This is a genomic window from Lysobacter sp. ESA13C (assembly GCF_019970005.1).
Taxonomy (GTDB): Bacteria; Pseudomonadota; Gammaproteobacteria; order Xanthomonadales; family Xanthomonadaceae; genus Lysobacter; species Lysobacter antibioticus_B.
The window spans coordinates 101,850-126,119 of record NZ_JAHXYK010000014.1; the positions used below are offsets into that span (position 1 = coordinate 101,850).

Genomic DNA, 24,270 nt, shown 5'->3' on the forward strand with positions numbered 1-24,270 from the left:
TTCAAGCGCGGAACCCGTCTTTCCAACGCCGCAACTCGGCGAAGGCCTGGACTTCGTCCTCGGGCGGGTGGCCCAGGCGCGAGGTGATCGAGCGCAGCACGCCGGCTTCGCGGGTGCGCAGGAAGGGGTTGGTTGCGCGCTCGTCGAGGAGGCTGCTGGGAACGGTGGGACGACCGGCGTTGCGCATGGCCTGAGCCTGTTCTATGCGGCGCCGCAGCGCCGGGTTGTCGGGTTCCACCACGCTCGCGAAGGCGGCGTTGGACAGGGTGTATTCGTGACCGCAGCAGACCCGGGTCTCGTCCGGCAGGGCCGCCAGGCGGGTCAGCGAGACCAGCATCTGGGCGGCGGTACCTTCGAACAGGCGCCCACAGCCCAGGCTGAACAAGGTGTCGCCGCTGAACAACAGGCGCTCGTCGCCATGGGCGCCGCGGTCCAGGTAATAGGCGATGTGGCTGCGGGTGTGGCCCGGCACCGCCATGACATCGAGGGTCCAGCCGGCGACGTGCAGCTTCACGCCCTCGTCGACCCGGGCGGTCGCGCTGAGGATGCGTTCGTCGTCGGGGGCGAACACCGGGATCTCCGGCCAGCGCTCGCGCAGGGCGGCGGTGCCGCCGATGTGGTCGTCGTGGTGGTGGGTCAGCAGGATCCCGACCGGGCGCAGGCCATGTGCGGCCGCGGCCATCACCGGGGCGGCATCGCCGGGGTCGACGATCAGCGCCGATTCGTTGTCGCCCGACAGGGCCCAGATGTAGTTGTCGCTGAGGGCGGGCAGGGCGAGCAACCGCATCGTCGGTCTCCTGGCGGGCGCGGGCGGGACGGACCGCTTCGCGGGCTGGGTGGCCCGGGTAAGGGGCCGATGGGAGCCGGAAAACGATTTGCCTGACGCGGCCCGGGGGCGCACAGTCGGGGTATTCGCAAGCCCCGTGCCGTCCTGGCCCGATGCCTTCCGAGACTCCTGTCGAGAACCGCGACCATGCCCGCCCTGTCCCACGGCCGTCAACCCGACCACGACCCCGACTGTCCGCTCAACTGGTTCGGCGAGGTGGTCGGGCAAGGGCTGCTCGAGGTCGAGGCCGCGGCCATGTCCCGGGTGCTCGCGGCCAGCCCGACCTTGCCCTGGGCCTGGTTCGGCGTCGCCGCCGCGTCGCCGCCCGGCGGCCGGCGCGGGCTGGCGCTGCGGCGCAGCCCCAAGGGCTTCGACGGCGCCGTGCGCTGCCGCCTGCCGTTGCCGCTGGCCAGCGAGGCGTTCGGCGCGGTGTTGCTGCAGCACGTGTTCGACGACGGCGCCGACCCCCAGCCGCTGCTCAGCGAGTGCGCGCGGATCCTCGCGCCCGGCGGCCGGCTGTGGTTGGCGACCCTCAATCCCTGGAGCCCATACCGCCTGCGCTGGGCCGGCAGCGGCCTGCGCGCCCGCGACGCCGGCCATTGGCAGGCGATGCTGCGCGCCTCGGGTTTCGGCGCCGATGCGGTCAGCCTGCAATGGCTGGGCCCGCGCTGGCGGGTCGCCCATGGCGAGGCCGGCGTCGGCGCTGTCGACGTGGTGCGGGCCGGGGTGGCGCTGACCCTGACCAAGCGTGTGCATGCCGCGATCGGGCCGATGCGGGTGCAGCAACTGCGCTGGCAGACCGGCCTGGTGCCGCGCGACGTGCATCGCGGCTCCGCTCGCGGCGCGCAAAGGCGATAATGCCCGGCTGTCGTATAGAGAAGCCGTTGCGTGAGCGAATCCAGTCAAGACGCCGAAAAGATCGTAGAAATCCACACCGACGGCGCTTGCCTCGGCAATCCCGGCCCGGGCGGCTGGGCGGCACTGCTGCGCTATAAGGGCCGCGAGCGCGAACTCGCCGGCGGCGAACCCGACACCACCAACAACCGCATGGAGCTGATGGGCGCGATCATGGGCCTGGAAGCACTGAGCGAGCCGTGCAAGGTGGTGCTGACCACCGACTCGCAGTACGTGCGCAAGGGCATCACCGAATGGATCGGCAACTGGGTCCGGCGCGGTTGGAAGACCGCCGGCGGCGATCCGGTCAAGAACCGCGACCTGTGGGAGCGCCTGCACGTCGCGAGCCGGCGCCATGCGATCGAGTGGAAATGGGTCAAGGGCCACTCCGGCAACCCCGACAACGAGCGCGTCGACGTGCTGGCGCGGGTGCAGGCGGAGCGCTTGCGGGCCTATCGGCCCTGAAGACAGGAGTGAGTGGATAGGAGTGAGGAGTGAGCCCGAGCGAAAGCCGGCTGTGCCTCGCTCTTTCTCATTTCTCACTCCTCCAGACTCGCTCCCCGCTAGAATCCCCCGATGCGTCAAATCATCCTAGATACCGAAACCACCGGCCTGAGCTGGGAGCGCGGCAACCGCGTGGTCGAAATCGGCTGCGTCGAATTCGTCGAACGCCGCCCGACCGGCCGCACCTATCACCAGTACATCAAGCCCGATTGCGACTTCGAGGCCGGCGCCCAGGAAGTCACCGGCCTGAGCCTGGAAATCCTGGCCGACAAGCCGCCGTTCGAACAGATCGTCGACGAGTTCCTCGCCTTCATCGAAGGCGCCGAAGTGATCATCCACAACGCCGCGTTCGACGTCGGCTTCCTCGACAACGAACTGTCGCGTTGCGGGCCGCAGTACGGCAAGTTGCGCGACCGCGTCACCATCGAAGACTCGTTGCTGCTCGCGCGCCAGCGTTTCCCAGGCCAGCGCAACTCGCTCGATGCCTTGTGCAAACGCCTCGGCGTCGACAACTCGCACCGCCAATTGCACGGCGCCTTGCTCGACGCCCAGTTGCTGGGCGAGGTCTACATCGGCCTGACCTCGGGCCAGGAAGAGATCGGGTTCGGCGACCCCGGCGCGGCCGCGGCCAGGCTCGAACAGGCCAGCTTCCAGATCGACGTCAGCGCCCCGCGCCCGCGCGTGATCGTGTTGCCGGCCGAACTCGCCGCCCACGAAGCGCGCCTGGAAAAGCTGCGCAAGAAAGCCGGCAAATGCATCTGGGATCTGGCGATGCCGCCGGTCGAGGTCGCGCAGGCCGTCGAGGCCTGAGCGCAAGCATCGCGATGCCCATCGGGCATCTCCAGCGACCTGCGATCCGCAGTGGCGTAACTACCCGGCCGTCATCCCCGCGAAGGCGGGGATCCAGAGACTTCAGCGTTTTGGCTGCAAGCGTTCGGGATGCCTTGCTTGTACAACCAGCAGTGCGTCATACCCGCAGACGCGGTGATGGGGCGCTGCGAACCCCTGGCCGGGTGCGTTCGGAGTCACGTCGCGATAGAGCCCTGGGTTCCCGCCTGCGCGGGAACGACGGGGGCGATAGCGCGGCATTCCTGGATGACGAACTGGAGCGACTCCTGCCGCGCAAGCCAGGCAGTGCGAATCGCAGGCTTGGAATTAATTAGACGATTTTGTCTTTGCGTAAAATCGCGTCGCCGACAGGCCCGGCGCCTCAGTGGCTGCGCACCAGCACCACGGTCACATTGTCCGAGCCGCCGCCGTCGAGCGCCGCGGCGACCAGCGAATCCACGCATTCCTGCGCGCTGCAGTCGTTGTGTGCCAGCACCCGGGCGATGCTGCGGTCGTCGACCTCTTCGGTCAGGCCGTCGCTGCACAACAGCAACTGCATGCCCGGGCGCAGTTCGCCGTTCATGGTCTCGACGTTGAGGTTGCGCGGGTCGGTCACGCCCAGGGCCTGGGTGACGACGTTGCGGTGCGGGTGGCTGCGTGCCTGTTCGTGGGTGATCGCGCCGTTGGCGATCAGCTCCTGGACGTAGCTGTGGTCCTGCGACAACTGGGCCAGATGGCCGTCGCGCCACAGGTAGACCCGGCTGTCGCCGACCCAGGCCACTTCGAAGCGGTTGCCGTTGATGCGGGCCGCGACCACGGTCGTGCCCATCGGCAGGGCGTCGTTGCGCCGGCGCGAGGTGCGGATGATCTCTTCGTCGGCGATGCGGATGGCCTGCGCCAGCGGGGCGCCGTTGCGGACCTCGCGGACGATGGCCTCGCGCGCCAGCGCGCTGGCGACCTCGCCGTACTCGTGCCCGCCCATGCCGTCGGCGACCAGCCACAGGCCGAGTTCGCTGTCACCGTAATAGGTGTCTTCGTTGAGTTCGCGGCGCAGGCCGACATGCGTGAGGTGTCCGAATTCGATCATCTGTCGGTCGTGCCGCTCGCAGTTGTCGGGTTTGCCAATGCTGAAAACGCAATCATCGCGATCAAGCGGCCGCGTAGCAAGAAAGCGTGATCCGTGTTCGGCTTTCATGCCCGAGCATGGATGAAGGCCGCGTGTGGATCGGATCGGTAGAGACGGTGGTGGCGCAAGGCATCGACGGTGGCTCCTGCGCGAGTGGGACGAAGCAAGCTGGAGCGTGGCCCACGTCGGCCAAACGGCTCATGAAGCACCGGCTTCACACACTGGACGAGCGAACGCGGCCGTTGTGAAAACCCTCGCCCGAGTCGCTGACGATGGCGGCCGTGCCGATGACCGGTTATGCGAGGCGGGGTGGAGCGCAACTTTCGGTTTCGATCGGACCGATCTCGCGCCGGGCCCCGCGGGCATCGCCGCAACGGCCGGACCGGGGCCCAAAAACAAAACGGGCCCCGAAGAGCCCGTTCTGTCTGTATCTGGCGGAGAGGGGGGGATTCGAACCCCCGGTACGCTATAAACGTACGCCTGATTTCGAGTCAGGTACATTCAACCACTCTGCCACCTCTCCGGGTGCAGTGAGCCGAGAATGATACGGGCTGAAACATCCGCCGACAAGGCTTGTCGTGATCGCCGCGTCGGCGCCCTCCCGGGGCCGGGGAGGGCGGGGCTACACTAGCGGCCTTCTTTCGCAACGAAACGGCTGCGCGACATGTCCGAAATCCTGGTCCCGGTGTCCTTTGGCGAATTGCTCGACAAGATCGCGATCCTGCAGATCAAGTCCGAGCGCATGACCGACGAGGCCAAGCTGGCCAACGTCCGCAACGAGCTCAGCGCGCTCGAGCAGACCTGGATGGCCCACCCGGCCGCCGGTGGCGACGTGGTCCGCCTGCGCGCCGAGCTGAAGGCCGTCAACGAGCGCCTGTGGGTGATCGAGGACGACATCCGCATCAAGGAAAAGCGCCAGGAGTTCGATGCCGAGTTCATCCGCCTGGCGCGCTCGGTCTACATCGAGAACGACGTGCGGGCGCGGGTCAAGAAGGACATCAACCTGGCCCTGGGCTCGACCTACGTCGAAGAAAAGTCCTACCAGGACTACGGCCCCGGCCTGGTCGGCTGAGCGGGCGGCCGCGGCGATGCCGGTGGCCGAACCCAAGCCGCGCGCCGCGGGCGCCTGGCTGTACGACGATCTGCTCGCCTGGCTGTGCCCGGGCGGGCTGTTGCTGACGGCATTGGCCCTGCGCCACCCGGCCGGCCTGCACCTGCTGCGCGAGCAGGCCCCCGAGCTGACCCTGCCGACCTGGTTCGCCGGCGCCTATGCGCTGGGCCTGGCCCTGAGCCCGATCGGCCGCCTGGTCTACGGCGTCGCCCAGGGCATCGTCTGGCCGCGCTTGCGCCAGGCCTGGGCGCCGGCCATCGCCTTTCTGTCGCAGCGACTGGCGCGCAGCGAAGGGCTGGTGCTGCCCGATGCCGCACACATGTCGACCTCGGTCTTCCACGATGTCGACCGGCGCATGCGCGAATATCTGGAGGCGGCCGACCCGTCTTCGCGCAACGCCCTCAACCGCATGAAGGTGTTGTGCAGCCTGTCGTGCAATGCCGCTGCGGCTTGTCTGGTGTTTGTCGCCGTGGAAGCGCTGACCGGCGGCTGGCGCGATTGGAGCGGCGGCCAGATCGCGGTCGCCGCGTTGGTGATCGCGTTGGCGCTGATCGCCGCGGTCTATCGCGAGCGCCGCCGCCAGCGCACCCAGCTGTCTATCTGGCGTCGGCTGCAGATCGAGAACGACGCGTCTTAGCGCAGCGAATGATCGGCGAGGTAGCGCTCGAATGCGGCGACGCCGTCCTCGACCGAGATCAAATCCATCACGCCTTCGTGTTCGATCTTGGTGCCCCAGGCGATGTCGGCCGCGGGCTTGCCGAGATACTTGCGCGCGGCGTCGTCGTAGCGGTCGGCGCAGTAGCGGCGGTCGCTGTAGGGGCCGCTGCGTGCGGGGTTGCTGGCTGCATGCAGGCCGAGCACCTTGGTGCCCATGGCGTTGGCGATGTGCATCGGGCCGGAGTCGGGTGTCATCAACAGCTGGCCGCGTTCGAGCAGCGCCGGCAGTTGCTTCAAGGTGTCCTTGCCGACCAGGTCCAGCGCCGGGTGGCGCATCGCCGCGAGGATCGCGTCGGCGGTGTCGCGTTCGAGTTCGCTGCGGCCGCCGCACAGCACCACTCGCCAGCCGCGCTCGGCGGCATGGTCGGCGACCGCGGCGTAGCGGTCGTTGCGCCAGTTGCGCACGGTGTGGCTCGAACACGGCGAGATCAGCAAGGTCGGTGCCTCGTCCTGCGGCCATTGCGCGCGCGCCCATTCGCGCGCGTCCTCGGGCACGGGCAAGTCCCAGCGCACTTCGGTCTGGCGCAGGCCGAGCGGTTCGCAGAAGCTGCCGATCGCGTCGAGCACGTGGATGCCGGGGCGGTCGGGAATGCGCTCGTTGATAAAAAGCCCGTGCAGGTCCTTCGAGCGCGAGCGGTCGTAGCCCACCCGGCGCTGCGCCGGCAGGAAGGCCGACAGCAGGTTGGCGCGCGCGGCCACCTGCATCTGCAGCAGCACGTCGAAGCGGCCCCCGGGGAGGGGGCGTTCGCGCAGGCTGCGGCGCAGGGCGCGCATGCCGGCGAAGCCGCTTTTCTTGTCGTACTCGAGGAATTCGACGCCTTCCAGACCTTCGAGCAGGCGCCGCTCGCCCTTGCCGATGATCCAGGCGATCGAGGCCTGCGGTCGCGCCGCGCGCAAAGTGCGCACCAGCGGTACGACGTGGGTCACATCGCCGAGCGCGGACAGACGCAGCAGGCAGATCGAAGGATGGGAACTGAGAGGCGATGTGGTCACGTGACTTGTTAGACTCGGTCGGATGACGGGTTATGACGCCGCCGAGGGACTGACGCCGTACCGCGACGATAGCGGTTACGGTGCGATTCTGTTCGACCGCGCGCAGGTCCAGCAAGCCGCGCCGGAATGGTTCTCGCCGGCGCACTGGGGCGGCAACGCGCGTCCGGTCGACAGCGGCGGCCGTGGCGGCGCCTGGTTCGTCGATGCGCCGTTCGGCCGGGTGGTGCTGCGCCGTTACCTGCGCGGCGGCCTGATCGCACGCTTCAATCGCGACCGTTATTGGTGGAGCGGCGCCAACCAGACCCGCAGCTTCGCCGAGTTCCGCCTGCTGCGCGAACTGGCCGGCAAGGGTCTGCCGGTGCCGAAGCCGGTCGCCGCCTGGTATCGCCGCGACGGTTGGTATTACTACGCCGCGATCCTGCTTCAGCGCCTCGGCGACGTGCGCTCGCTGGCCGACCGCGCCGCCGTGGCCGGCGACGGCGCGCCTTGGGAAGAGGCCGGGCGGCTGATCGCGCGCTGTCACCGGGCCGGCCTCGATCACGCCGACCTCAACGCCACCAACCTGCTGTTCGACAGCGGCGGGCACGGCTGGGTGATCGACCTGGACCGCGGCCAGATCCGGATTCCGGCGACCCCCTGGCGCGAGCGCAACCTGGCCCGGCTGAAGCGTTCACTGTTGAAATTGCGCGGCGACCGCGGCGAGGCCGAGGTCGAACGCGATTTCGCCCGACTGCGCACGGCCTATGACCGCGCCTGGGAACGTGGTTACTAAAGACGTGGTCAGCGAATCGAGGGGGCGGGCATGACTTGGCGGTTGCGTTTGCACGGCGTCGGCAATGCGTCGGCGGTCGAGCTGGGGTCGGCGATGGCCACGCTGGAGCGCGACGGCGAGCCCTGGCTCACTATCGATTGCGGCGGCGAAGGCCTGACCGCGTTCCTGGCCCATTACGGCCGGATGCCCGAGGCCCTGTTCGTCACCCATACCCACCTGGACCATATCGCCGGGTTCGAGCGCCTGTTCGTCGCCCACTATTTCGACCCGCAGCGGCGCGGCAAGGTGCGGCTGTACGTGCCGGCGACGGTGGTGCCGCTGCTGCACCAGCGGGTGGCCGACTATCCGAACGTGCTGGCCGAGGGCGGGGTGAATTTCTGGGACGCCTTCCAGCTGGTGCCGGTCAGCGGCCATTTCTGGCACGGAGGCCTGCGCCTGGAGGTGTTCGCAACCCGCCACCACTGGCCCGACAGCGCCTTCGGCCTGCGTCTGCGCGGCAGCGCCATCTGGACCGGCGACACCCGGCCGATCCCCGAGGTCCTGGCCAAGTACGCCGATGCCGGCGAGCTGATCGCCCACGACTGCGCCCTGCACGGCAACCCCTCGCACAGCGGCATCGAGGACCTGGAGCGCGAATACTCGCGCGAACTGCTGAATCGCTGCCTGCTTTACCACTACGGCAGCCGCGAAGAGGGCGACGTATTGGCGGCGCGGGGGTATCGTGTCGGTAGGCCGGGCGAGGCGATCGAGCTGGCCGAGCCCACCGTTACGCAACTGCCGTCCTAGTGAATGCCGCCTTCGTGAGTGCCGCCCCCGGTCTGCCGCCGCTGCCGATGCCGTTGGATCTCCACGGCCGGCCGCTGCGCGACTTGCGCTTGTCGGTGATCGAAGCCTGCAACTTCCGCTGCCCCTATTGCATGCCGGCCGAGCGCGTGCCGGACGACTACGGCCTGGATGCGGCCTCGCGCCTGAGCTTCGACGAAATCGAAACCCTGGTGCGCGGTTTCGTCCGTGTGGGCGTCAGCAAACTGCGCCTGACCGGCGGCGAGCCGCTGCTGCGCAAGCGCCTGCCCGAGCTGGTCGCGCGCCTGGCGCGCATCGAAGGCATCGACGACCTGGCGCTGACCACCAACGGCTCGCTGCTCGCGCGTCATGCGCGGGCGCTGCGCGAGGCCGGCCTGCGCCGCCTGACGGTGAGCCTGGACGCACTCGACCCCGAGCGTTTCCGGCGTCTGTCCGGCGGGCGCGGCGAAATCGCCGACGTGCTCGAAGGCATCGCCGTGGCGCGCGCGGCGGGCTTCGATTCCATCAAGATCAACTGCGTGGTCCAGCGCGGTATCAACGAAGACCAAGTGTTGCCCTTGGTCGAACATTTCCGCGGCAGCGGCCATGTGCTGCGTTTCATCGAATATATGGACGTGGGCAACTGCAACGACTGGAGCGCCGAGGGCGTGGTGAGCTCGCAGGCCCTGCGCGACCGCATCCACGCGCGCTGGCCGCTGCGCGCGCTCGACGCCAATTACCGCGGCGAAGTCGCTTCGCGCTACGGCTTCGCCGACGGCCAGGGCGAGATCGGCTTCGTGTCCTCGATCAGCGCGCCGTTCTGCGGCGATTGCCATCGCTCGCGGGTGTCCGCCGACGGCCGGCTGTACACCTGTCTGTTCGCCGCCGAAGGCACCGACCTGCGGCCGTCGCTCGCGCTGGGCGAAGCCGCCTTCGCCGAACGCCTGGCCGGGCTGTGGTCGCGCCGCGGCGACCGCTACAGCGAATTGCGCGCCCTCGACGCGCCGCGCTCCAAGCGCCACGTCGAGATGTTTTTGATCGGCGGCTGAGGCTGTGATGTCGTCGTTAGCCGGCAGTGCGGTCCAGTCGTTCCCGGTTGCGGCTTCCGATTCCATGCTCTCCGGGTCGCTCGAGGCGCAAGGCTTTCTTCGGTTGCCCGGTGTGCTCGGTGCGGTGGACGTCGCTGCCATGGCGGCTCATGTCGACGCCTGCGATGGCGACGATGCGGGCACCCGCAATCTGCTTCAACACGCGTGGTGCCGGGCGCTGGTGGCGCCGTTGCGCCTGCGGCTTCGCGACCTGGGTGTGTTGGCCGAGGATGCGCTCGCCGTGCAATGCACCTTATTCCGCAAAAGCCAGTCGCGTAACTGGAAAGTCGCCCTGCATCAGGACTTGTCGATCCCGGTCGCCGAGAAGGTCGCGAATGAGGCGCTCTCCGGCTGGTCGCACAAGGAGGGCTCGCATTTCGTCCAGCCGCCGACGGCGCTCCTGGAGCGGCTGACCGTCGTGCGCATCCACCTGGATCCGTGTACCGATTCCGATGGACCGTTGCGCGTGGTGCCGGGCTCGCATCTGGTTGGAAAGCTCAGCGCGCAAAGGGCCAGCGCTCTGCGCGAGGAGCGCGGCGAGACACAATGCACCGCACGGCCGGGCGATCTGCTTATCATGCGACCGTTGCTGTTGCATGCTTCTTCCAAGGCCAGCCGGCCGCAGGGGCGGCGGCGCGTCCTGCATTTCCTGTTCGGCCCGTCCGACCCCGGGCACGCACTGCGATGGAGTCTGGCGATTTGAAATCCAAACCTTCCCTTACCCATGTCGACCGCGACGGCCGCCCGGCGATGGTCGACGTGTCGGACAAGTCGGTGACCGCCCGCGAGGCGGTCGCGCAATGCCGCGTGCGTTTTCCGGCCGCGGTCGCGCTGCAACTGCGCGCGAGCGGACTCAAGAGCAAGAAGGGCGCGGTGATCGACACCGCCATCATCGCCGGCACGATGGCGGTCAAGCGCACCCATGAGCTGATCCCGTTCTGTCATCCGCTGCCGATCGACGGCTGCCGTTTAAGTATCGATTGGGACGGCGACAACAGCTTGATGATCGAGTGCGAGGTCAAGACCACCCACCGCACCGGCGTCGAGATGGAAGCTCTGACCGGCGCGACGGTCGCGGCGCTGACCGTCTACGACATGTGCAAGGCCTTGTCGCATGGCATCGTGCTCGGGCCGGCCAAGTTGACCGGCAAGCGCGGCGGCAAGCGCGACTTCGCCGCGAAGCCGAAGCGCAGGGCGGGGGACGAGCGATGAGCCGCCTCACCGTGCTGTATTTCGCCAGCCTGCGCGACGCCGCCGGCGTTGCCAGCGAATCGGTCGAGGCCGACGCGGCCGATCTGCGCGCGCTGTACGACTCGCTGCGCCAGCGGCATGGGTTCGCCCTGCCGGTCGAGCGCCTGCGTGTCGCCGTCGACGGCGCTTTCGCGCGCTGGGACGAAGCGCCGCGCGCCGGCAGCGAGGTCGCCTTCATCCCACCGGTCTCGGGAGGCTGAGATGGCACGATTCGCCTTGTCCGAGCATTCCTTCGAGATCGCACCCTTGCGCGCGCAACTGCTCAGCGATCGCGCCGGCGCCTTTGCCAGCTTCGAGGGTTGGGTGCGCGACCACCACGGCGGCCGCGCCGTCGCCGGCCTGCGTTACGAAAGCTATGCCGCACTCGCCCTGGCCGAAGGCGAGCGTGTGCTGGAAGAAGCCATCGAGCGCTTCGCCATCGTCGATGCGCGCTGCGTCCATCGCGTCGGCGACCTGGCGATCGGCGAGCTCGCGGTCTGGGTCGGGGTCAGCGCCCCCCATCGCGAAGCCGCGTTCGCCGCCTGCCGCTACATCATCGACGAGACCAAGTCGCGGGTGCCGATCTGGAAGCATGAGCGTTATGCGGATGGGGATGCGGATTGGCTGCATCCGGAGTCGCCGGCGGCTTAAGGACCGAACCATGCAGAGGACGGAGCAATCCTTGCACAAGACGCTCGTCATCTTCGTCGGGATGGCGGCCGCTGCGCTTGTGCCTGCGATCGGCCTGAATCTGCCTCCGACACTGATCGACGGCACTTCCCTGTCGATGACGAACATCTTATTCATCCCGCTGGCTTACATGTTCGTCTTGCCCATCGCGTTGGTATTCGGGGTTCCGATGGTGGTGCTGTTCGACCGTCTCAATCTGGTCAACGTGTGGACTGCGATGGGATCGGGAGCCTGTGTCGGCGCTATCGCGACGATCGTCATCAGATTGCCCGCTCCACCGTTGCCGAGGGACTTGCTGGTGGATTGCCCGTTGGGGTTGTTGTCGGGAATCGTGTTCTGGCTGGTTTGGCGTTGGAACTACCCGGACAGACTCCCTTCTGGTGATCTCGGCAGCCGATAAAGCCTGCTGTTTCCGGAGCCTAGGACGATGCGATATCGCTCGCTGTGCCTGATTCTCCTGCTCGCCGCCGTCAGGCCGGCGTTTTCGGGCGAGCTGTTGGTCGGCAACAAATCCGCGGATACCGTCTGGCGTCTGTCGCTCGACGATGGCCGTAAGCTCGGCCAATTCGCCACCCGTCAGGCGCCGCACGAAATCGCAGTCAGCCACGACGGCGCCACCGCGCTGGTGGCGAACTACGGCAGCCGCGAAACCCCGGGCCATACCTTGAGCGTGCTCGACCTGCGAAGCGGCAAGCCGCCGCGCATCATCGACCTCGGCCGCCACGGCCGCCCGCATGGCTTGCGTTTCCTGCCCGGCGACCGCGAAGCCTTGGCGACGACCGAGGCCTCGGGTCATCTGCTGCGCATCGATCTGGCCGGGGGCCAGATCGTCGCCGAGATCGCGATGGGCGAGGGGCGCGGCCACATGGTCGCGGTATCCGCCGACGGCAAGGCTGCCTACGTCAGCAAGATCGACCGGGGCACGGTCAGTCGCGTCGATCTGAACCGCAATGCCAAGAGCGCGGAAGTCGAGGCGGGCAAGGGCGCCGAAGGCATCGCGGTACGCCCCGGCAGCGGCGAAGTCTGGGTCGGCAACCGCGAGGCGGGCACCGTGACCGTGCACGACGCGCGCACGCTCGCGATCCGCAAAACCTTGCCGAGCCCGGGCTTTCCGATTCGCGTCGCCTTCACCGCCGACGGCCGCCACGCCCTGGTCAGCAACGCACGCGCGGCGACGGTGTCGGTGTTCGATGCGCGTCGCAAGAAAGCGCTGGCGACGATCGCGCTGTCGCGCGAAGGCGCCGAGTACCGCGACACCTTGCTCGGTCGCGCTGCCTTGCCGATCGGCGTGGTGGCCGACCCGAAGCGGCCGCGGGTCTATGTCGCGATCAGCGGCGGCGACGAGGTCGCGGTGATCGACCGCAAGACCTGGAAGCCGATCGCCTACTGGAAGACCGGGCGCGAGCCCGATGCGCTGGCCTTGTCGCTGCCGGGCGATTGAGCCGATCCGTTGGGCGGCCTCGTTCGGGATAATCCCAGGGCCCGAAAAGGCGGCGGCCCCGCAAGCGTGACTCCGGCGCCCGAATCGGTCGATACCGTTGCTGCCTTCCGGCCCTGGCGGGATTTTCAACTTATCGTCGCGGAGGCGCCAACGGGGCCACCATAGAGAACGAAGGCGCCGCAGCGCTTTCGCGGCTCCGATGGACAGCTGCGGTCGCCGGTGGGGCGGCCCGGTTGTCGACCGGAGAGCCCAGTATTCTGCCTGAAGCCGCCATCGCGGCGCAATCTCGGCCGCCGTGTCCCCCTGACATCGGCCCGGAGAGCCGCATGGCGCCTGGCCCGCGGCTCCGCGTAGGCCGAGCGGACCCGGCGCTAGAATCGACCGATGCGCATAGCCGTCATTTCCGATGTCCATGGCAACCTGGGGGCGCTCGATGCGGTCCTGGCCGATATCGAGCGGCGCGGCGTCGATCTCGCGATCAATCTGGGCGACCTGTTGTCCGGCCCGCTGCGGCCGCGCGAAACTGCCGACCGTCTGATCGCGTTGGGCTGGCCGACCATCGCCGGCAATCACGAACGCCAGGTGCTGACCGATCCGCCCGAACGCATGAGCGCGTCCGACCGTCATGCCGTCGCCGAGATCCGTCCCGACCAGCGCGAGTGGCTGCGCAGCCTGCCGCCGACCTGGCGCTTGAACGAGGAGGTGCTGCTGGTCCATGGCACGCCGCGCAGCGACCTGGAGTGTTTCATCGAGACCGTCGACGAGCACGGCATGCGCCCGGCTCATCACGACGAAGCGGCGCAGCGTGCCGGCGGCACCGATGCGCGTGTGATCCTGTGCGGACACACCCACGTGCCGCGCAGCCTGCGCTTGGCCGATGGGCGTTTGATCGTCAATCCCGGCAGCGTAGGTTTGCAGGCTTACGCAGGCGAGCATCCGCATCCGCACCGGGTCGAGACCGGTTCGCCGCAGGCGCGCTATGCCATCGTCGAGCGGGCCAACGACGAATGGAGCGCGCAGCTGCTCACGGTGGACTACGACTGGGATGCGGAAGCCGAACGGGCTTTGCGCAACGGCCGGCCCGATTGGGCGCGCGCATTGGCGACGGGTTACGTGTAGGCGGATGCGGGCCTGGTTCGGCTCGCAGCGAACGATCCATCCGCCAGCTTCGAGACCGGCGCGGGGCGAATCCGCCCCGCGCCGCGTCGCTTACTTCTGCACCAGGAACTGCGCCATGGGGTAGTTGAAGGTGTGGCACTGTTCGAAGACCAGCCGTTCGCGATTGACCGTGGCGAAAGACTCATGGCGCCCCATGAGCTGGCACGACTGCCATTTCACGTAGGGCATGTCGCCGCCGCGCGGCCGATAGGTGACCGGGATCGACGGCGGGCCGATGTGGCTCTGGAACGAACGCGCCGCATCGGTGCAAGAGATGAAGGTCAGGTTCGCGTTCGCCGCATCCCATCCGCAATTCATCAGCTTGCTCTTGGCATGGCGCAACTCGAAGCGCACGCCCATCACGATCAGCGTCTTGACCGTGTTGTTGTGCGGGCCCGGCGGCAGGTCGAAGAACACCGACGGGATGTCCTGGGTTTCGTTGCACTGGATCCAGGAGCCGCCGTACACGTTGATGTAGCCGCCGCGCGCGAAGCGCAGCAAGGTGCCGCTCTGGTACTCGAACTTGCAGTCGCGGAACCAGAAATTCAGGAACTGATCCTGCTGGCTGTGGGTCGGCGTCATGCCCGAATGCAGGAAGGCGTCGCCCAACACGACATCGTTGGCCAGGTGGCAGCGATTGAAAGCCCACTCGGAGTTGAGGTTGGAATCGGCCGGGCCGTCCAGGCCGATCACCCGGTTCCAGGGGCCGCGCCATTCGACGTCGTCGAAGGCGAAGTCCTGGTTGGTTCCGCCGGCCACCGAGGCCCAGCAATAGATCCAGTTGAGCCCCGGACGCGCGGCGCGGAAGCTGATCTCGCGCACGCGCAACTGGCGCAGGCGGCCGTAGGCGGTCAGCAGATTGTTGGCGAACGCGTCGCCACCGCTCGGGGCGGCGTCGAACAGGATCTCGGAGCTGCGCTTGCCCTGGCCTTCGATGACATAGCCGTTGATCTTGGTCTTGGCGGTGTCCGGGCCCTTGGGCAGCAGCACGTCGGCCTTGGTCACTCGGTAGATGCCGGCCGGGAAATACAGGTGATGGGTCAGCCAGCCGTTGCCGTTCCTGGATGCGAACACCGCATCGCGCGCGCGTTCGATCGCGGCGGTGTCGTCGGTGCTGCCGTTGCCGACCGCGCCGTAGTCCTTGACGTTGATACGGCCCGGGTCGGTCCCGACCAGCGCGGTGGACGCCAACGCGCCATCGCGACGCGGCGCCGGGGCGCCGCCGATGGGTTCGTTCTGGTACATCGAACCGCCGATCGAGGCGGCGGTGGTGGCCGCGGCGGCCGCGCCGGCGCCGGCGATCATGCCGGCCGCGCCGATCAGCTTGCGGCGCGCACGCGAATGGGGGCCGGTATCGGCACTTGCATCGGAACTCGTGGTCTTCTTGCTCATTAGGCATCCTAGGTAAGTGCCCGGATCGGGCATGACGTGACGGTCGCGACCGGCGGTGGGGGCCACACCGGGCACGTACGGTCGCGAACGTCGCGCGCAATCTAGGCGTCGCCTGTCATGGCCGATGCGATGCACGGCGCAGTTTTCCCGGACAACGGCCACAAGGTTTGTAACGATCCGTCTTAGTGAGTCCGCGGTCGCGCTCTGGTGGTGGTCGCCATGACCCTTGCAGCCTTGCTGCGGCAGTGGTGCAGTGATGTTGCGACAGCGGCGTGGATGCGCGGGGACGTCGGGCGAGGGCGGGCCTTGGCGTGGTGTTCGAGCCGCATCGAATGGATGCCGGTCATCCGGTATTTAGCTTGCGTCGAGGCGGCCTGCGAAAGCCGCTCGATAGATCGCGGCGATTGCGCCGCAGCCGCGATATTTTGTGCGCGGCGTCTCTGTTTGTAATTTTGCGCAAAGGCCTCGCCTTGTACTGGCTTTCGCGAACCCGTTACGCCTACAGTGAGCGCCGAACACGCCCTTGCATGCATCCGTTGCCGACGCTCAGCACGCGTCGCTGCCGTTGAGATGCGCGGGCGTAGTATCGACCTGCCGACCTAAGGAAAGGGAGCAACGCAGATGGATTTGCCCGCACGCACAGCGGCCGCTACGGCCGTGCTTCGGCCAGCCGCCGAGATCGAAACCGCCCTGACTTTCGTTGCCGCAAACGCGGCGGCACCGCCATGCCTCGGCTCGAACCGGCGGCCACGCGTCGCCGCCCAGACATAAGTACCGATCAAGCTGCACACGATGCCCGACGGTTCGCTTTCGGATATCGAATCCCCCATGCCGGCGCCGGCGGTCCTCCCTCACCGACCGTGCGTACGGCCTCTCCAAGCTCCATAGAAGGAATGACCATGACAGTTGTCGCAACGGATGCCGACAATGAGGCCGAACGCCGGCCGGCTCGAACCCGTATCGGCTGGAACCTGACTCTGGCCTCGCTGGGCTTGCTGCTCGCCTCGGGCGCGCAGGCGCAGGAAACGGTAAAGCTGTGGCGCACCAACAGCCTCGCGCTGGCGCCGCAGACCACCGAAGCCGCGATGCAGCAGGGCATCAGGAATTATTTCGCCCAGTTCGGCGGTCCGCCGATGAGCATGTACGTCAAAAGCCAGGTCGCACTGAACAGCAAGACCGTCTACAAGTACGCCATCGAGCCCAAGCCGCCGACCCTGACCGATTGGGCCTACAAGGAGCTCAACGACCCGTCGGGCACGCCGACGCAGACTTCGATGGAGGCGATCGTCGCCCGCATCAAGCAGGACTACGACGCCCAGAGCGTCGCTCAGGGCTGCGCGGCGGCCAGCACGGTTACGCCGACGGTCTGGACAACGGATCTCACCTGGTCGACCAGCCCGATCGCGATTCGCGAATCCACGCCTACCGACGTCAAATACATGGTGGCGCCCGGAGGCGGCGGTGCCTGTTATCTCACCAACACCCAGGTCAAGATCGTCAAGGATCGGGCGGCCAGTTGCCCCGGCCGGCTCATGACCTGGAACACCGATCTCAATGCCTGTGGCGCCGGGTCGAGCTTCGACATGGCCTATTACAGTGATCCGCTGCCGAGCAACGAGTGCCCGGTTGGCAATCCCTGTGACCCGACAACCGGGGACAAGTCCGAGCCGGCGCACGATTTCGATCTGGGCTGGATTGCATTCGATCGCCATTACCACTCGCTAACGTCGACTGCCGCTGGCGGATTCGGTTATGGCTGGACGCATTCGCATAATCTGCGGCTGTCGGTCGGCCCCGATCCGACCACGCCTTCCGACCCGACGGTCCGTATCGGTTTCATTGAAGCCGATGGTTCGCAGGTCGCGTTCACACTGGTGGGCGCCGCGTACGAGGCGAACGACCAAAGCGGCGACCGGGTCGTCGCCGACGGCGCGCAGTGGCTGATGCATCGCAGCGACCGGATGCTGCGCTTCGACGCCGCCGGCCGTCTGCTGGAACAGCGTTTCGAGAACGGCTCGGTCCTGAGTTATAGCTACGATGGAATGCGCCGTCTGGCCGCGATCGCCCACAACAGCGGCCGCGGCCTCGTGTTCGAGTACACCGCGGGCGGCGACGACGCGCCCATCACGGCGATTCGTTTGGCCGGCGTTGCGCTCGCGTCTTATGCCTATAACGCCAATGGACAGGTCGAAACCGTGACCTATCCTGGCGGCGAGTCGCGGACCTATCACTATGAAGATACGAGGTTTCCTCTCAATCTGACGGGCGTAACCGTGGAGGGCGGCCAGCGCTACAGTACGTTCAATTACGATGCCAAGAATCGGGTGACCTTGAGCGTCCATTCCGGCAATGCCGACCGCGTGACCCTGACCTATCCTTCGACGGGCGGTTCCATCGTCACCGATCCTCTCGATCGGCAGACCACCTATGGTTTGACCGCGTCGCCGGCGAGCGGTGCGCCGCGCAAGGTCAGCGGCCTGACCGACACCCGCGGCACCATCGGCAGGACTTATTACGACGAGACCACCGACTTCCGCCGCCGCCTCGACACCGTCACCGACCGCAACGGCACCCAGACCAAGCACACGTATGCCGAAGCCAACGACCCGGTCACCGGGCAGCCGGCGCGCACGCATACGGTGAAGGAAGCGGTCGGCCTCGCGCAGGAGCGCACCAGCGCGGAACGCCGCGACCTTGCCAGCAACCGCACGTTGCTGACCCAAGTCGGCAATCGCGAGACCCGTATCGTCCGCAACGCGCGCCTGCAACCGATCACGGTCACCGTGCGCGACACGGTCAGCAACCAGACCCGCACGACCGCGTATGCCTACTGCGAAGCGGCCGACGTAGCCGCGAGCAACAGCACCTGCCCGACCCTGGGGCTGGTCAAGTCGGTCGACGGCCCGCGCACCGACGTCAACGACGTCACGACGTTCCAGTACTACGGCAGCGACGACAGCACCTGCGCAACCCAGCCGGCGCTGTGCACCTACCGCAAGGGCGACCTGCGCAAGGTCGTCGACGCATTGGGTCGCAGCACCGAGACCTTCGGCTACGATCCGCAGGGCCGCCCGCTATCGGTCGTCAACGCCAACGGAATCGTCACGGACTACGAGTACCACCCGCGCGGCTGGCTCACCGCGACCAAGGTGCGCGGCGCCGACAACAGCGTCGAGACCGACGACCGCATCACCCGGGTCGAGTACTGGCCGACCGGCCTGGTCAAGCGCATCACCCCGCCGGGCGGCGCCTACATCACCTACACCTACGACACCGCCCAGCGCCTGACCAGCGTGGCCGACAAGGCCGGCAACAAGATCCAGTACACCCTCGACCTGGCCGGCAACCGCAAGCAGGAAGACACGAAGACCGCCTCCGGCACCTTGAAGCGCACCCTGTCGCGCGTGTTCAACACCCTGGGGCAGTTGCAGACCGCCAAGGACTCGCTGGCCCACGCGACGAGCTTCAGCTACGACAACGACGGCAACCCGGACCTGACCACCGATGCCTTGAGCCGCGTCACCAAACAGGACCACGACCCGCTCAATCGCCTGATCCGCACTCTGCAGGACGTCGGTGGCCTCGCGGTCGAGACCAAGCTCGAGTACAACGCGCTCGACCAGGTCACCAAGGTCACCGACCCCAAGGGCCTGGACACGACCTACGGCTACAACGGCTTCGGCGATCAGGTCCAGTTGACGAGCCCGGACACCGGCATCACCACCTACGGCTACAACAGCGCCGGCCTGCTCGCGAGCAAGCAGGACGCCAACGACGCCAGCCCGCATACCTACACCTACGACGCCCTGAACCGGCCGAAGACGGTGTCGTACAGCGGCGGCGCCGCCGACGTCGAATACGACTACGACACGGTCAATTCGGTCTGCGCCGCCGGCGAGAACTTCGCCCTCGGGCGTGTCACTGCGATGCGCAGCGACGGCACCGAGCTGAAGTATTGCTACGACCGTTGGGGCCAGCTCGTGCGCAAGGTGCAGACCGTCGGCACCCGCAGCTTCACCCTGCGCTACGCCTACACCAGCTCGGGCCAGGTGCGCACCATCACCTACCCGGACAACGCCATCGTCGACTACGTCCGCAACACCCTGGACCAGGTCACCGAAGTCGGCATCAAGCCGGCCGGCGGCGTGCGCACGGTGCTGCTCAACAATGCGGCTTATGAACCGTTCGGCCCGGCCACCGGCTGGACCTACGGCAACGGCCGCAGCCTGGCGCGCACCTACGACCAGGACTACCGCGCCAAGACCATCCTCGACAGCGCCGCCGGCGGCCTGTCGCTGTCGTACGGCTACAACGAAGTCGGCGAACTGACCGAGCTCAAGGACGGCCTGCAAAGCGCGTTCCTGGCCAAGTACGACTACGACACCCTGGGGCGGCTGAAGATCACCCGCGACGGTCCGACCGGCACACCGCTGGAGACCTACGGCTACGACGCCACCGGCAACCGCAGCAGCCTGCTGCACGGCGGCATCACCACCAGCTACACCTATCCGGGCACCAGCCATCGCTTGAGCAACGTCGGCGGCGTTAGCCGCGGCTACGACGCGGTCGGCAACACCACCAGCATCGGCGGCACGGCGAGGGAGTTCGTCTACAACGCCAACGACCGCATGAGCCAGGTCAAACAAGCCGGCGTGGTCAAAGCCAGCTACCGTTACAACGCCAAAGGCGAGCGAGTCTCGCGCGCCGACAACGCGACCGGTGCGATCACCGGTTACACGCTGTACGACGAAGCCGGCCATTGGCTCGGCGACTACGACGCCAACGGCGCGACCAAGCAACAAGCCATCTGGCTGGGAGACGCACCCGTCGGCTTGGTCGTCGGCGCCGGCGTGGCGCAGACCCTGCGTTACGTGCAGCCCGACCACCTGGGCACCCCGCGCGCAGTGATCGACCCGAGCCGCAACCTGGCGGTCTGGAGCTGGGACGCCAAGGGCGAAGCCTTCGGCAACAACCCGCCGAACCAGGACCCCGATCTGGACGGCACCGCGTTCGTGTTCGATATGCGCTTCCCGGGGCAGCGGTATGACGCGACTACAGGGCTGAACTACAACTACTTCCGGGATTACGATGCGGCTACTGGTCGGTATGTGCAGAGTGATCCGATTGGGTTGGAAGGCGGCATAAGCGGCTACTCTTATGTGAACTCCCGCCCATTTGATTTATCAGATCCTTTGGGATTGAGGCCGAAAGATTGTTACATCAGTGCAGATATCGCTGCTGCAAACGCAGTCGCGGAAACGCTTCCGAACTCCATCAGAAATAATTGGGAATATGGCGGCTGGGTATATAAAACTGCAAAAGGCTATTATTCTTATACCGAACCTAAAACAAGCTGGGATAGCGAATACGTCAAAATAGGGGAGCCACCTAAAGGTGTCATTTCGCTTGGAAAATACCACACTCATGCCAGAGAGCCATATCCCGCCAAGCCTATTCGAGAGACATTCTCAGCGGGCGATATAAGAATTCCATATGGCCAATTGGCTTGGGTCGGTACGCCCGCAGGAAAAATATTGAGGTATAGCAGCATGGGGAGGGGCGACACTATAAGGCTGCCCCAGCCGACTCCGAATAACGGCGATGCGTGTGACTGCAGCGCGCCTATAAAGAGTGCTTGGGACGTTGCAATGGAATTCCTGGGTTTTGACTAAAGGAGGGTTTATGAAGAATTTTATTGCATTAATTTTTGCGCTGCTGATTGCGCTTGCCTCATTGCAACCTGCCATGGCTCAGTCGCCGGACAATCTAGTTAAGGCGTCTGGGATGGCTATAGCAGCGTATTCGAAGAATATCGCTGAGCGCCATACGACGCCCGGCGCCGATGGGGATTACATGCGAAATATTAATAACTATGATATAGGGATTAGTCAAAATTCAAACTATATAATATTTATTTTTTTGCCTAGCGATAAGAATATTGCTGGCGGCGGCGGTGAGATTTGGATTTCAAAAAAAAATATGAGAATAGAAAAGACTTCAAATTATTTTTAATCTCGGGTGGCTATCGCATTACTCGCGAGTGTTGCGAAGGCGATGGGCTAGCGAGCCGTCATTAGTTTATGTCGCAAAAAGGCAGGCTCCGAAGTCGGGGTCTTTCTTTTGATCCATAGGCACGGCTGCCCCTGAAGGTGCGTTGGCAAATACCACCAGCACAGCGCTTAGATGGTTGCGGTTGAGGTCAGGGCGCATCCAAGACAACACAAGGCGCGGGCAAACTGACCAAGGGAAAATACACCTACGACATAAGCCAAAACCGGGTCAGAGCACCTTTCCAGCTGGCCCCGGCCGGAAGCCACTCTGACCCGGTTCGCAGAAACATGAGTTCCCAAGCCAGCGGTTTGACCATGTTGTGGTTAGACACAACGGCAGAATCCTGGGGCCTGATGGCAAGCCAATTTCGGGAAACCTGCAGGAAAATCCTCATGCCCATATACCCGTTGAGGATTGGATCAAATGGACCGAATGGAACCGCCCGTAGGCCATATCCGCTTCCCGGAGGCTCGTGAGAATGTTATCAGCGCGCTTCGATCGCTTGCCGACAAAACCTACCAAGAGCAGGAGCGGGGCGTATATCGCAAAGAAGTAAGTCGTTATGACGACCTATCGTTGACGGTAAACTTGCTTTACGACCACCAAGTGCTTCCGAATCCAGCTGACTGCATAGGAGATGTATTGTTTCCGTCTGAGGTGGAGCCATTACTATGTCTCAGTAAGGTTCTTGAGCCGCTTATCGAGGAGCTCGGGGATAGGCCCGATCTGGACTATATGAAGGACCCGCGCTGGACACTGGTTGTTGAGGCCGCGGTAGTTGCTCTAACTGTGTTTGATCAGAACGATACTTCTGTCTAGTAGAAAAACCGGGTCGAAAAACGGGGTCAGAGCACCTTTCCGTCTAGCCCTGCCGGAAGCCACTCTGACCCGGTTCGCAGGATCACCCGCGACGACCCCAGCAACACGCAGATCGAGATCTACGGACACGACAAGACCGGCAACCGCAACAGCCTGCTGCACGGCGGCATCACCACCAGCTACACCTATCCGGGCACCAGCCATCGCTTGAGCAACGTCGGCGGCATCAGCCGCGGCTACGACGCAGTCGGGAACACCACCAGCATCGGCGGCACGGCCCGGGAGTTCGTCTACAACGCCAACGACCGCATGAGCCAGGTCAAGCAAGCCGGCGTGGTGAAGGTCAGCTACCGCTACAACGCCGAGGGCGAGCGAGTCTCGCGCGCCGACAACGCGACCGGTGCGATCACCGGTTACACGCTGTACGACGAAGCCGGCCATTGGCTCGGCGACTACGACGCCAACGGCGCGACCAAGCAGCAGGCGATCTGGCTGGGCGATGCCCCGGTCGGCCTGGTCGTCGGCGCCGGCGTCGCGCAGACCCTACGTTATGTACAACCCGACCATCTAGGCACCCCGCGTGCGGTGATCGACCCGAGCCGCAACCTCGCGGTCTGGACCTGGGACGCCAAGGGAGAAGCCTTCGGCAACAACCCGCCGAACCAGGACCCGGATCAGGACGGCACCGCGTTCGTGTTCGATATGCGGTTCCCGGGGCAGCGCTACGATGTCGCAAGCGGACTGGTGTATAACTACTTCCGCGATTACGACTCAATTTCAGGACGCTACATTCAAAGCGATCCCATTGGCATACGAGGCGGACTGAGCACATTCGCGTATGCGGGCAATGCCCCAATGAGCAACGTAGATCTGTTTGGCTTGGACGCAACAACAGTCCCCACATCAGTCTATCCCGTGCGCGGATTCGTGCCACCATCAAGAACGGAGCTGACACTAGCGCTACAGGCTCTGGTTGCCGGCGGCGCTACGGTTTCGGCCTACACTACGGGCGCTGCACTATTGCTGTACTCCCCTTCGTTGGGGGTCGCCCCATGTGAGGCGATGGGAGCCGGTGCTTGCGCTCGCATGTACAGCGAGAAGAAGGAGCGGGGAGAGGAGTATCAAGCTTATAAGGATATCCAGCGAGCCGGTGTTGCCTACGACCCAGACCCGTGCAGGCATTTAAAGAACCGTATCGAGCACCATAAGACGCTGAATCGATTGCGCTCAGCCTGGGACTCCAAGTGGCCCAGTAGCAAGTTTCCTGGCGGTCGACATATTGGCGACATTGCACGGAGCAATGCGACGATCACCAAACTCGAAAAAGAGTTTAAGGAACTCTGCCCTGAGGAATGTGATGAATGAATAATGAACTCGCCAACCTGCTCGATAAATATCGAATGCACGAGATGTTCGTTGACTTCAATATTAGAAATTTTGATGATCGGGGAGCCGACGGAGAGACGCCACTGCATTTGGCCGCACTTAGTGGTGACATCGACGACCTGAAACTCATGCTTCCGGTAATATCAAATATCGACATCCCGGGCGGTATCGGCCATACGGCGCTTCACTACGCAATCATGTTCGGATATGCGCCAGTCGTTGATGCTCTATTGAAAAACGGAGCCAGCTTGCTCGTGGAGAACGAATACGGCGATCGCCCACTTGATCTGCTGAAGAAAAATCGAGAAGAGGTGGTCGCAGCAATACTTAAGTATCAGCCAGATGCCATCTCTCGTTGAGCCGGTCAACGATGCAAAATCTATGTCCACACGGATGAATTTGGCGCCAAGTACCCTTCATGATAAAGAGGGTGGTTCATTCTCAGAAATTTAAAAACCGGG

At 65.4% G+C, this 24,270-nt stretch carries 24 protein-coding genes, 1 tRNA gene and 1 other RNA gene; 20 read left to right on the forward strand and 6 right to left on the reverse strand.

The features are described from left to right. Position 1: 1 nt before the first annotated feature. Positions 2–787, reverse strand: coding sequence for a hydroxyacylglutathione hydrolase (gene gloB, locus LC490_RS22245; RefSeq protein WP_223621656.1), 786 nt, complete (start codon positions 785–787; stop codon positions 2–4). Between the two features lie 186 nt (positions 788–973). Between gloB and LC490_RS22250 the strand changes: the two genes are divergently transcribed. From LC490_RS22250 to dnaQ, 3 genes are all read left to right on the forward strand, one after another. Then, positions 974–1,684 (forward strand): methyltransferase domain-containing protein, encoded by a 711-nt coding sequence (locus LC490_RS22250; protein WP_223621657.1) that lies wholly within the window; start codon positions 974–976, stop codon positions 1,682–1,684. Between the two features lie 60 nt (positions 1,685–1,744). Next, complete coding sequence (rnhA, locus tag LC490_RS22255; RefSeq protein WP_152566360.1) at positions 1,745–2,185, forward strand: ribonuclease HI; 441 nt, start codon at positions 1,745–1,747, stop codon at positions 2,183–2,185. 111 nt (positions 2,186–2,296) lie between these two features. Next, a complete protein-coding gene (gene dnaQ, locus LC490_RS22260) occupies positions 2,297–3,034 on the forward strand; it encodes a DNA polymerase III subunit epsilon (protein WP_223621658.1) in 738 nt (245 codons plus the stop codon). 400 nt (positions 3,035–3,434) lie between these two features. Here dnaQ and LC490_RS22265 read toward each other — a convergent pair whose 3' ends face one another. Further along, positions 3,435–4,139 (reverse strand): PP2C family serine/threonine-protein phosphatase, encoded by a 705-nt coding sequence (locus LC490_RS22265; protein WP_031373549.1) that lies wholly within the window; start codon positions 4,137–4,139, stop codon positions 3,435–3,437. 471 nt (positions 4,140–4,610) lie between these two features. Continuing rightward, a tRNA-Ser gene (locus LC490_RS22270) sits at positions 4,611–4,701 on the reverse strand. Between the two features lie 141 nt (positions 4,702–4,842). Between LC490_RS22270 and LC490_RS22275 the strand changes: the two genes are divergently transcribed. Together LC490_RS22275 and LC490_RS22280 are read left to right on the forward strand one after the other, a co-directional pair. Beyond that, entirely contained in the window at positions 4,843–5,250 is a 408-nt protein-coding gene (locus tag LC490_RS22275; RefSeq protein ID WP_031373548.1) for a DUF6165 family protein, read from the forward strand. A 22-nt stretch (positions 5,251–5,272) separates the two neighbouring features. After that, positions 5,273–5,926 carry a hypothetical protein gene (locus LC490_RS22280; protein ID WP_223621659.1) on the forward strand — a complete coding sequence of 218 codons (654 nt, stop codon included), beginning with the start codon at positions 5,273–5,275 and terminating at the stop codon, positions 5,924–5,926. On the opposite strand, the gene LC490_RS22285 is transcribed toward LC490_RS22280, so the two are convergent. Continuing rightward, positions 5,923–6,999 (reverse strand): glycosyltransferase family 9 protein, encoded by a 1,077-nt coding sequence (locus LC490_RS22285; protein ID WP_223621660.1) that lies wholly within the window; start codon positions 6,997–6,999, stop codon positions 5,923–5,925. The genes LC490_RS22280 and LC490_RS22285 overlap by 4 nt on opposite strands. 22 nt (positions 7,000–7,021) lie before the next feature. Between LC490_RS22285 and LC490_RS22290 the strand changes: the two genes are divergently transcribed. Genes LC490_RS22290 through LC490_RS22330 form a run of 9 tightly spaced genes read left to right on the forward strand, consistent with a single transcriptional unit; the run spans position 7,022 to position 13,003 of the window. Beyond that, positions 7,022–7,771 carry a 3-deoxy-D-manno-octulosonic acid kinase gene (locus LC490_RS22290; protein ID WP_031373545.1) on the forward strand — a complete coding sequence of 250 codons (750 nt, stop codon included), beginning with the start codon at positions 7,022–7,024 and terminating at the stop codon, positions 7,769–7,771. 30 nt (positions 7,772–7,801) lie between these two features. After that, complete coding sequence (locus tag LC490_RS22295; protein ID WP_031373544.1) at positions 7,802–8,557, forward strand: MBL fold metallo-hydrolase; 756 nt, start codon at positions 7,802–7,804, stop codon at positions 8,555–8,557. A 47-nt stretch (positions 8,558–8,604) separates the two neighbouring features. After that, positions 8,605–9,603, forward strand: coding sequence for a GTP 3',8-cyclase MoaA (moaA, locus tag LC490_RS22300; RefSeq protein ID WP_223621704.1), 999 nt, complete (start codon positions 8,605–8,607; stop codon positions 9,601–9,603). Between the two features lie 7 nt (positions 9,604–9,610). Next, positions 9,611–10,345, forward strand: coding sequence for a phytanoyl-CoA dioxygenase family protein (locus LC490_RS22305; RefSeq protein ID WP_223621661.1), 735 nt, complete (start codon positions 9,611–9,613; stop codon positions 10,343–10,345). Continuing rightward, entirely contained in the window at positions 10,327–10,854 is a 528-nt protein-coding gene (gene moaC, locus LC490_RS22310) for a cyclic pyranopterin monophosphate synthase MoaC (RefSeq protein ID WP_223621662.1), read from the forward strand. The genes LC490_RS22305 and moaC overlap by 19 nt, the downstream gene beginning before the upstream one ends. After that, on the forward strand, positions 10,851–11,093 hold the full coding sequence (gene moaD, locus LC490_RS22315) for a molybdopterin converting factor subunit 1 (RefSeq protein ID WP_031373540.1): 243 nt from the start codon (positions 10,851–10,853) through the stop codon (positions 11,091–11,093). Before moaC ends, moaD begins: the two co-directional genes overlap by 4 nt. A 1-nt stretch (position 11,094) precedes the next feature. Beyond that, the gene (locus LC490_RS22320) at positions 11,095–11,523 is read left to right on the forward strand and encodes a molybdenum cofactor biosynthesis protein MoaE (protein ID WP_031373539.1); all 429 of its coding nucleotides are present in this window, start codon (positions 11,095–11,097) and stop codon (positions 11,521–11,523) included. Positions 11,524–11,554: 31 nt separating this feature from the next. Next, entirely contained in the window at positions 11,555–11,962 is a 408-nt protein-coding gene (locus tag LC490_RS22325; RefSeq protein WP_223621663.1) for a hypothetical protein, read from the forward strand. A gap of 27 nt (positions 11,963–11,989) precedes the next feature. Beyond that, positions 11,990–13,003, forward strand: a complete 1,014-nt coding sequence (locus LC490_RS22330; RefSeq protein WP_223621664.1) for a gluconolaconase — start codon at positions 11,990–11,992, stop codon at positions 13,001–13,003. Between the two features lie 56 nt (positions 13,004–13,059). On the opposite strand, the gene ffs is transcribed toward LC490_RS22330, so the two are convergent. Then, positions 13,060–13,156: signal recognition particle sRNA small type (gene ffs, locus LC490_RS22335), an RNA gene on the reverse strand. Between the two features lie 231 nt (positions 13,157–13,387). Between ffs and LC490_RS22340 the strand changes: the two genes are divergently transcribed. Then, positions 13,388–14,122 carry a metallophosphoesterase family protein gene (locus tag LC490_RS22340; RefSeq protein ID WP_223621665.1) on the forward strand — a complete coding sequence of 245 codons (735 nt, stop codon included), beginning with the start codon at positions 13,388–13,390 and terminating at the stop codon, positions 14,120–14,122. A 90-nt stretch (positions 14,123–14,212) separates the two neighbouring features. Here LC490_RS22340 and LC490_RS22345 read toward each other — a convergent pair whose 3' ends face one another. Beyond that, positions 14,213–15,553 carry a glycoside hydrolase family 55 protein gene (locus LC490_RS22345; RefSeq protein WP_223621666.1) on the reverse strand — a complete coding sequence of 447 codons (1,341 nt, stop codon included), beginning with the start codon at positions 15,551–15,553 and terminating at the stop codon, positions 14,213–14,215. Between the two features lie 899 nt (positions 15,554–16,452). Here LC490_RS22345 and LC490_RS22350 point away from each other — a divergent pair. The 5 genes from LC490_RS22350 to LC490_RS22370 all read left to right on the forward strand — a co-directional run bounded on the left by LC490_RS22350 (position 16,453) and on the right by LC490_RS22370 (position 24,168). After that, positions 16,453–21,225, forward strand: a complete 4,773-nt coding sequence (locus LC490_RS22350) for an RHS repeat-associated core domain-containing protein (protein WP_223621667.1) — start codon at positions 16,453–16,455, stop codon at positions 21,223–21,225. A 10-nt stretch (positions 21,226–21,235) separates the two neighbouring features. Then, the gene (locus LC490_RS22355; protein WP_223621668.1) at positions 21,236–21,565 is read left to right on the forward strand and encodes a hypothetical protein; all 330 of its coding nucleotides are present in this window, start codon (positions 21,236–21,238) and stop codon (positions 21,563–21,565) included. Positions 21,566–22,027: 462 nt separating this feature from the next. Then, positions 22,028–22,423 carry a hypothetical protein gene (locus tag LC490_RS22360; RefSeq protein ID WP_223621669.1) on the forward strand — a complete coding sequence of 132 codons (396 nt, stop codon included), beginning with the start codon at positions 22,028–22,030 and terminating at the stop codon, positions 22,421–22,423. A gap of 207 nt (positions 22,424–22,630) precedes the next feature. After that, positions 22,631–23,788 (forward strand): RHS repeat-associated core domain-containing protein, encoded by a 1,158-nt coding sequence (locus tag LC490_RS24620; protein ID WP_343223036.1) that lies wholly within the window; start codon positions 22,631–22,633, stop codon positions 23,786–23,788. Next, complete coding sequence (locus LC490_RS22370) at positions 23,785–24,168, forward strand: ankyrin repeat domain-containing protein (RefSeq protein ID WP_223621670.1); 384 nt, start codon at positions 23,785–23,787, stop codon at positions 24,166–24,168. The genes LC490_RS24620 and LC490_RS22370 overlap by 4 nt, the downstream gene beginning before the upstream one ends. Positions 24,169–24,270: the final 102 nt, after the last annotated feature.

What these genes read in the sequence shown, in the direction of transcription:
- LC490_RS22360 (WP_223621669.1), top strand. Translation starts at nt 22,028, where the DNA reads ATGGACCGAATGGAACCGCCCGTAGGCCATATCCGCTTCCCGGAGGCT.
- LC490_RS22340 (WP_223621665.1), top strand. Translation starts at nt 13,388, where the DNA reads ATGCGCATAGCCGTCATTTCCGATGTCCATGGCAACCTGGGGGCGCTC.
- moaD (WP_031373540.1), top strand. Translation starts at nt 10,851, where the DNA reads ATGAGCCGCCTCACCGTGCTGTATTTCGCCAGCCTGCGCGACGCCGCC.
- moaC (WP_223621662.1), top strand. Translation starts at nt 10,327, where the DNA reads ATGGAGTCTGGCGATTTGAAATCCAAACCTTCCCTTACCCATGTCGAC.
- LC490_RS22370 (WP_223621670.1), top strand. Translation starts at nt 23,785, where the DNA reads ATGAATAATGAACTCGCCAACCTGCTCGATAAATATCGAATGCACGAG.
- LC490_RS22265 (WP_031373549.1), bottom strand. Translation starts at nt 4,139, where the DNA reads ATGATCGAATTCGGACACCTCACGCATGTCGGCCTGCGCCGCGAACTC.
- LC490_RS22250 (WP_223621657.1), top strand. Translation starts at nt 974, where the DNA reads ATGCCCGCCCTGTCCCACGGCCGTCAACCCGACCACGACCCCGACTGT.
- LC490_RS22275 (WP_031373548.1), top strand. Translation starts at nt 4,843, where the DNA reads ATGTCCGAAATCCTGGTCCCGGTGTCCTTTGGCGAATTGCTCGACAAG.
- LC490_RS22290 (WP_031373545.1), top strand. Translation starts at nt 7,022, where the DNA reads ATGACGGGTTATGACGCCGCCGAGGGACTGACGCCGTACCGCGACGAT.
- moaA (WP_223621704.1), top strand. Translation starts at nt 8,605, where the DNA reads ATGCCGTTGGATCTCCACGGCCGGCCGCTGCGCGACTTGCGCTTGTCG.
- LC490_RS22320 (WP_031373539.1), top strand. Translation starts at nt 11,095, where the DNA reads ATGGCACGATTCGCCTTGTCCGAGCATTCCTTCGAGATCGCACCCTTG.
- LC490_RS22305 (WP_223621661.1), top strand. Translation starts at nt 9,611, where the DNA reads ATGTCGTCGTTAGCCGGCAGTGCGGTCCAGTCGTTCCCGGTTGCGGCT.
- LC490_RS22330 (WP_223621664.1), top strand. Translation starts at nt 11,990, where the DNA reads ATGCGATATCGCTCGCTGTGCCTGATTCTCCTGCTCGCCGCCGTCAGG.
- gloB (WP_223621656.1), bottom strand. Translation starts at nt 787, where the DNA reads ATGCGGTTGCTCGCCCTGCCCGCCCTCAGCGACAACTACATCTGGGCC.
- LC490_RS22295 (WP_031373544.1), top strand. Translation starts at nt 7,802, where the DNA reads ATGACTTGGCGGTTGCGTTTGCACGGCGTCGGCAATGCGTCGGCGGTC.
- LC490_RS22350 (WP_223621667.1), top strand. Translation starts at nt 16,453, where the DNA reads ATGACAGTTGTCGCAACGGATGCCGACAATGAGGCCGAACGCCGGCCG.
- dnaQ (WP_223621658.1), top strand. Translation starts at nt 2,297, where the DNA reads ATGCGTCAAATCATCCTAGATACCGAAACCACCGGCCTGAGCTGGGAG.
- LC490_RS22345 (WP_223621666.1), bottom strand. Translation starts at nt 15,553, where the DNA reads ATGAGCAAGAAGACCACGAGTTCCGATGCAAGTGCCGATACCGGCCCC.
- LC490_RS22355 (WP_223621668.1), top strand. Translation starts at nt 21,236, where the DNA reads ATGAAGAATTTTATTGCATTAATTTTTGCGCTGCTGATTGCGCTTGCC.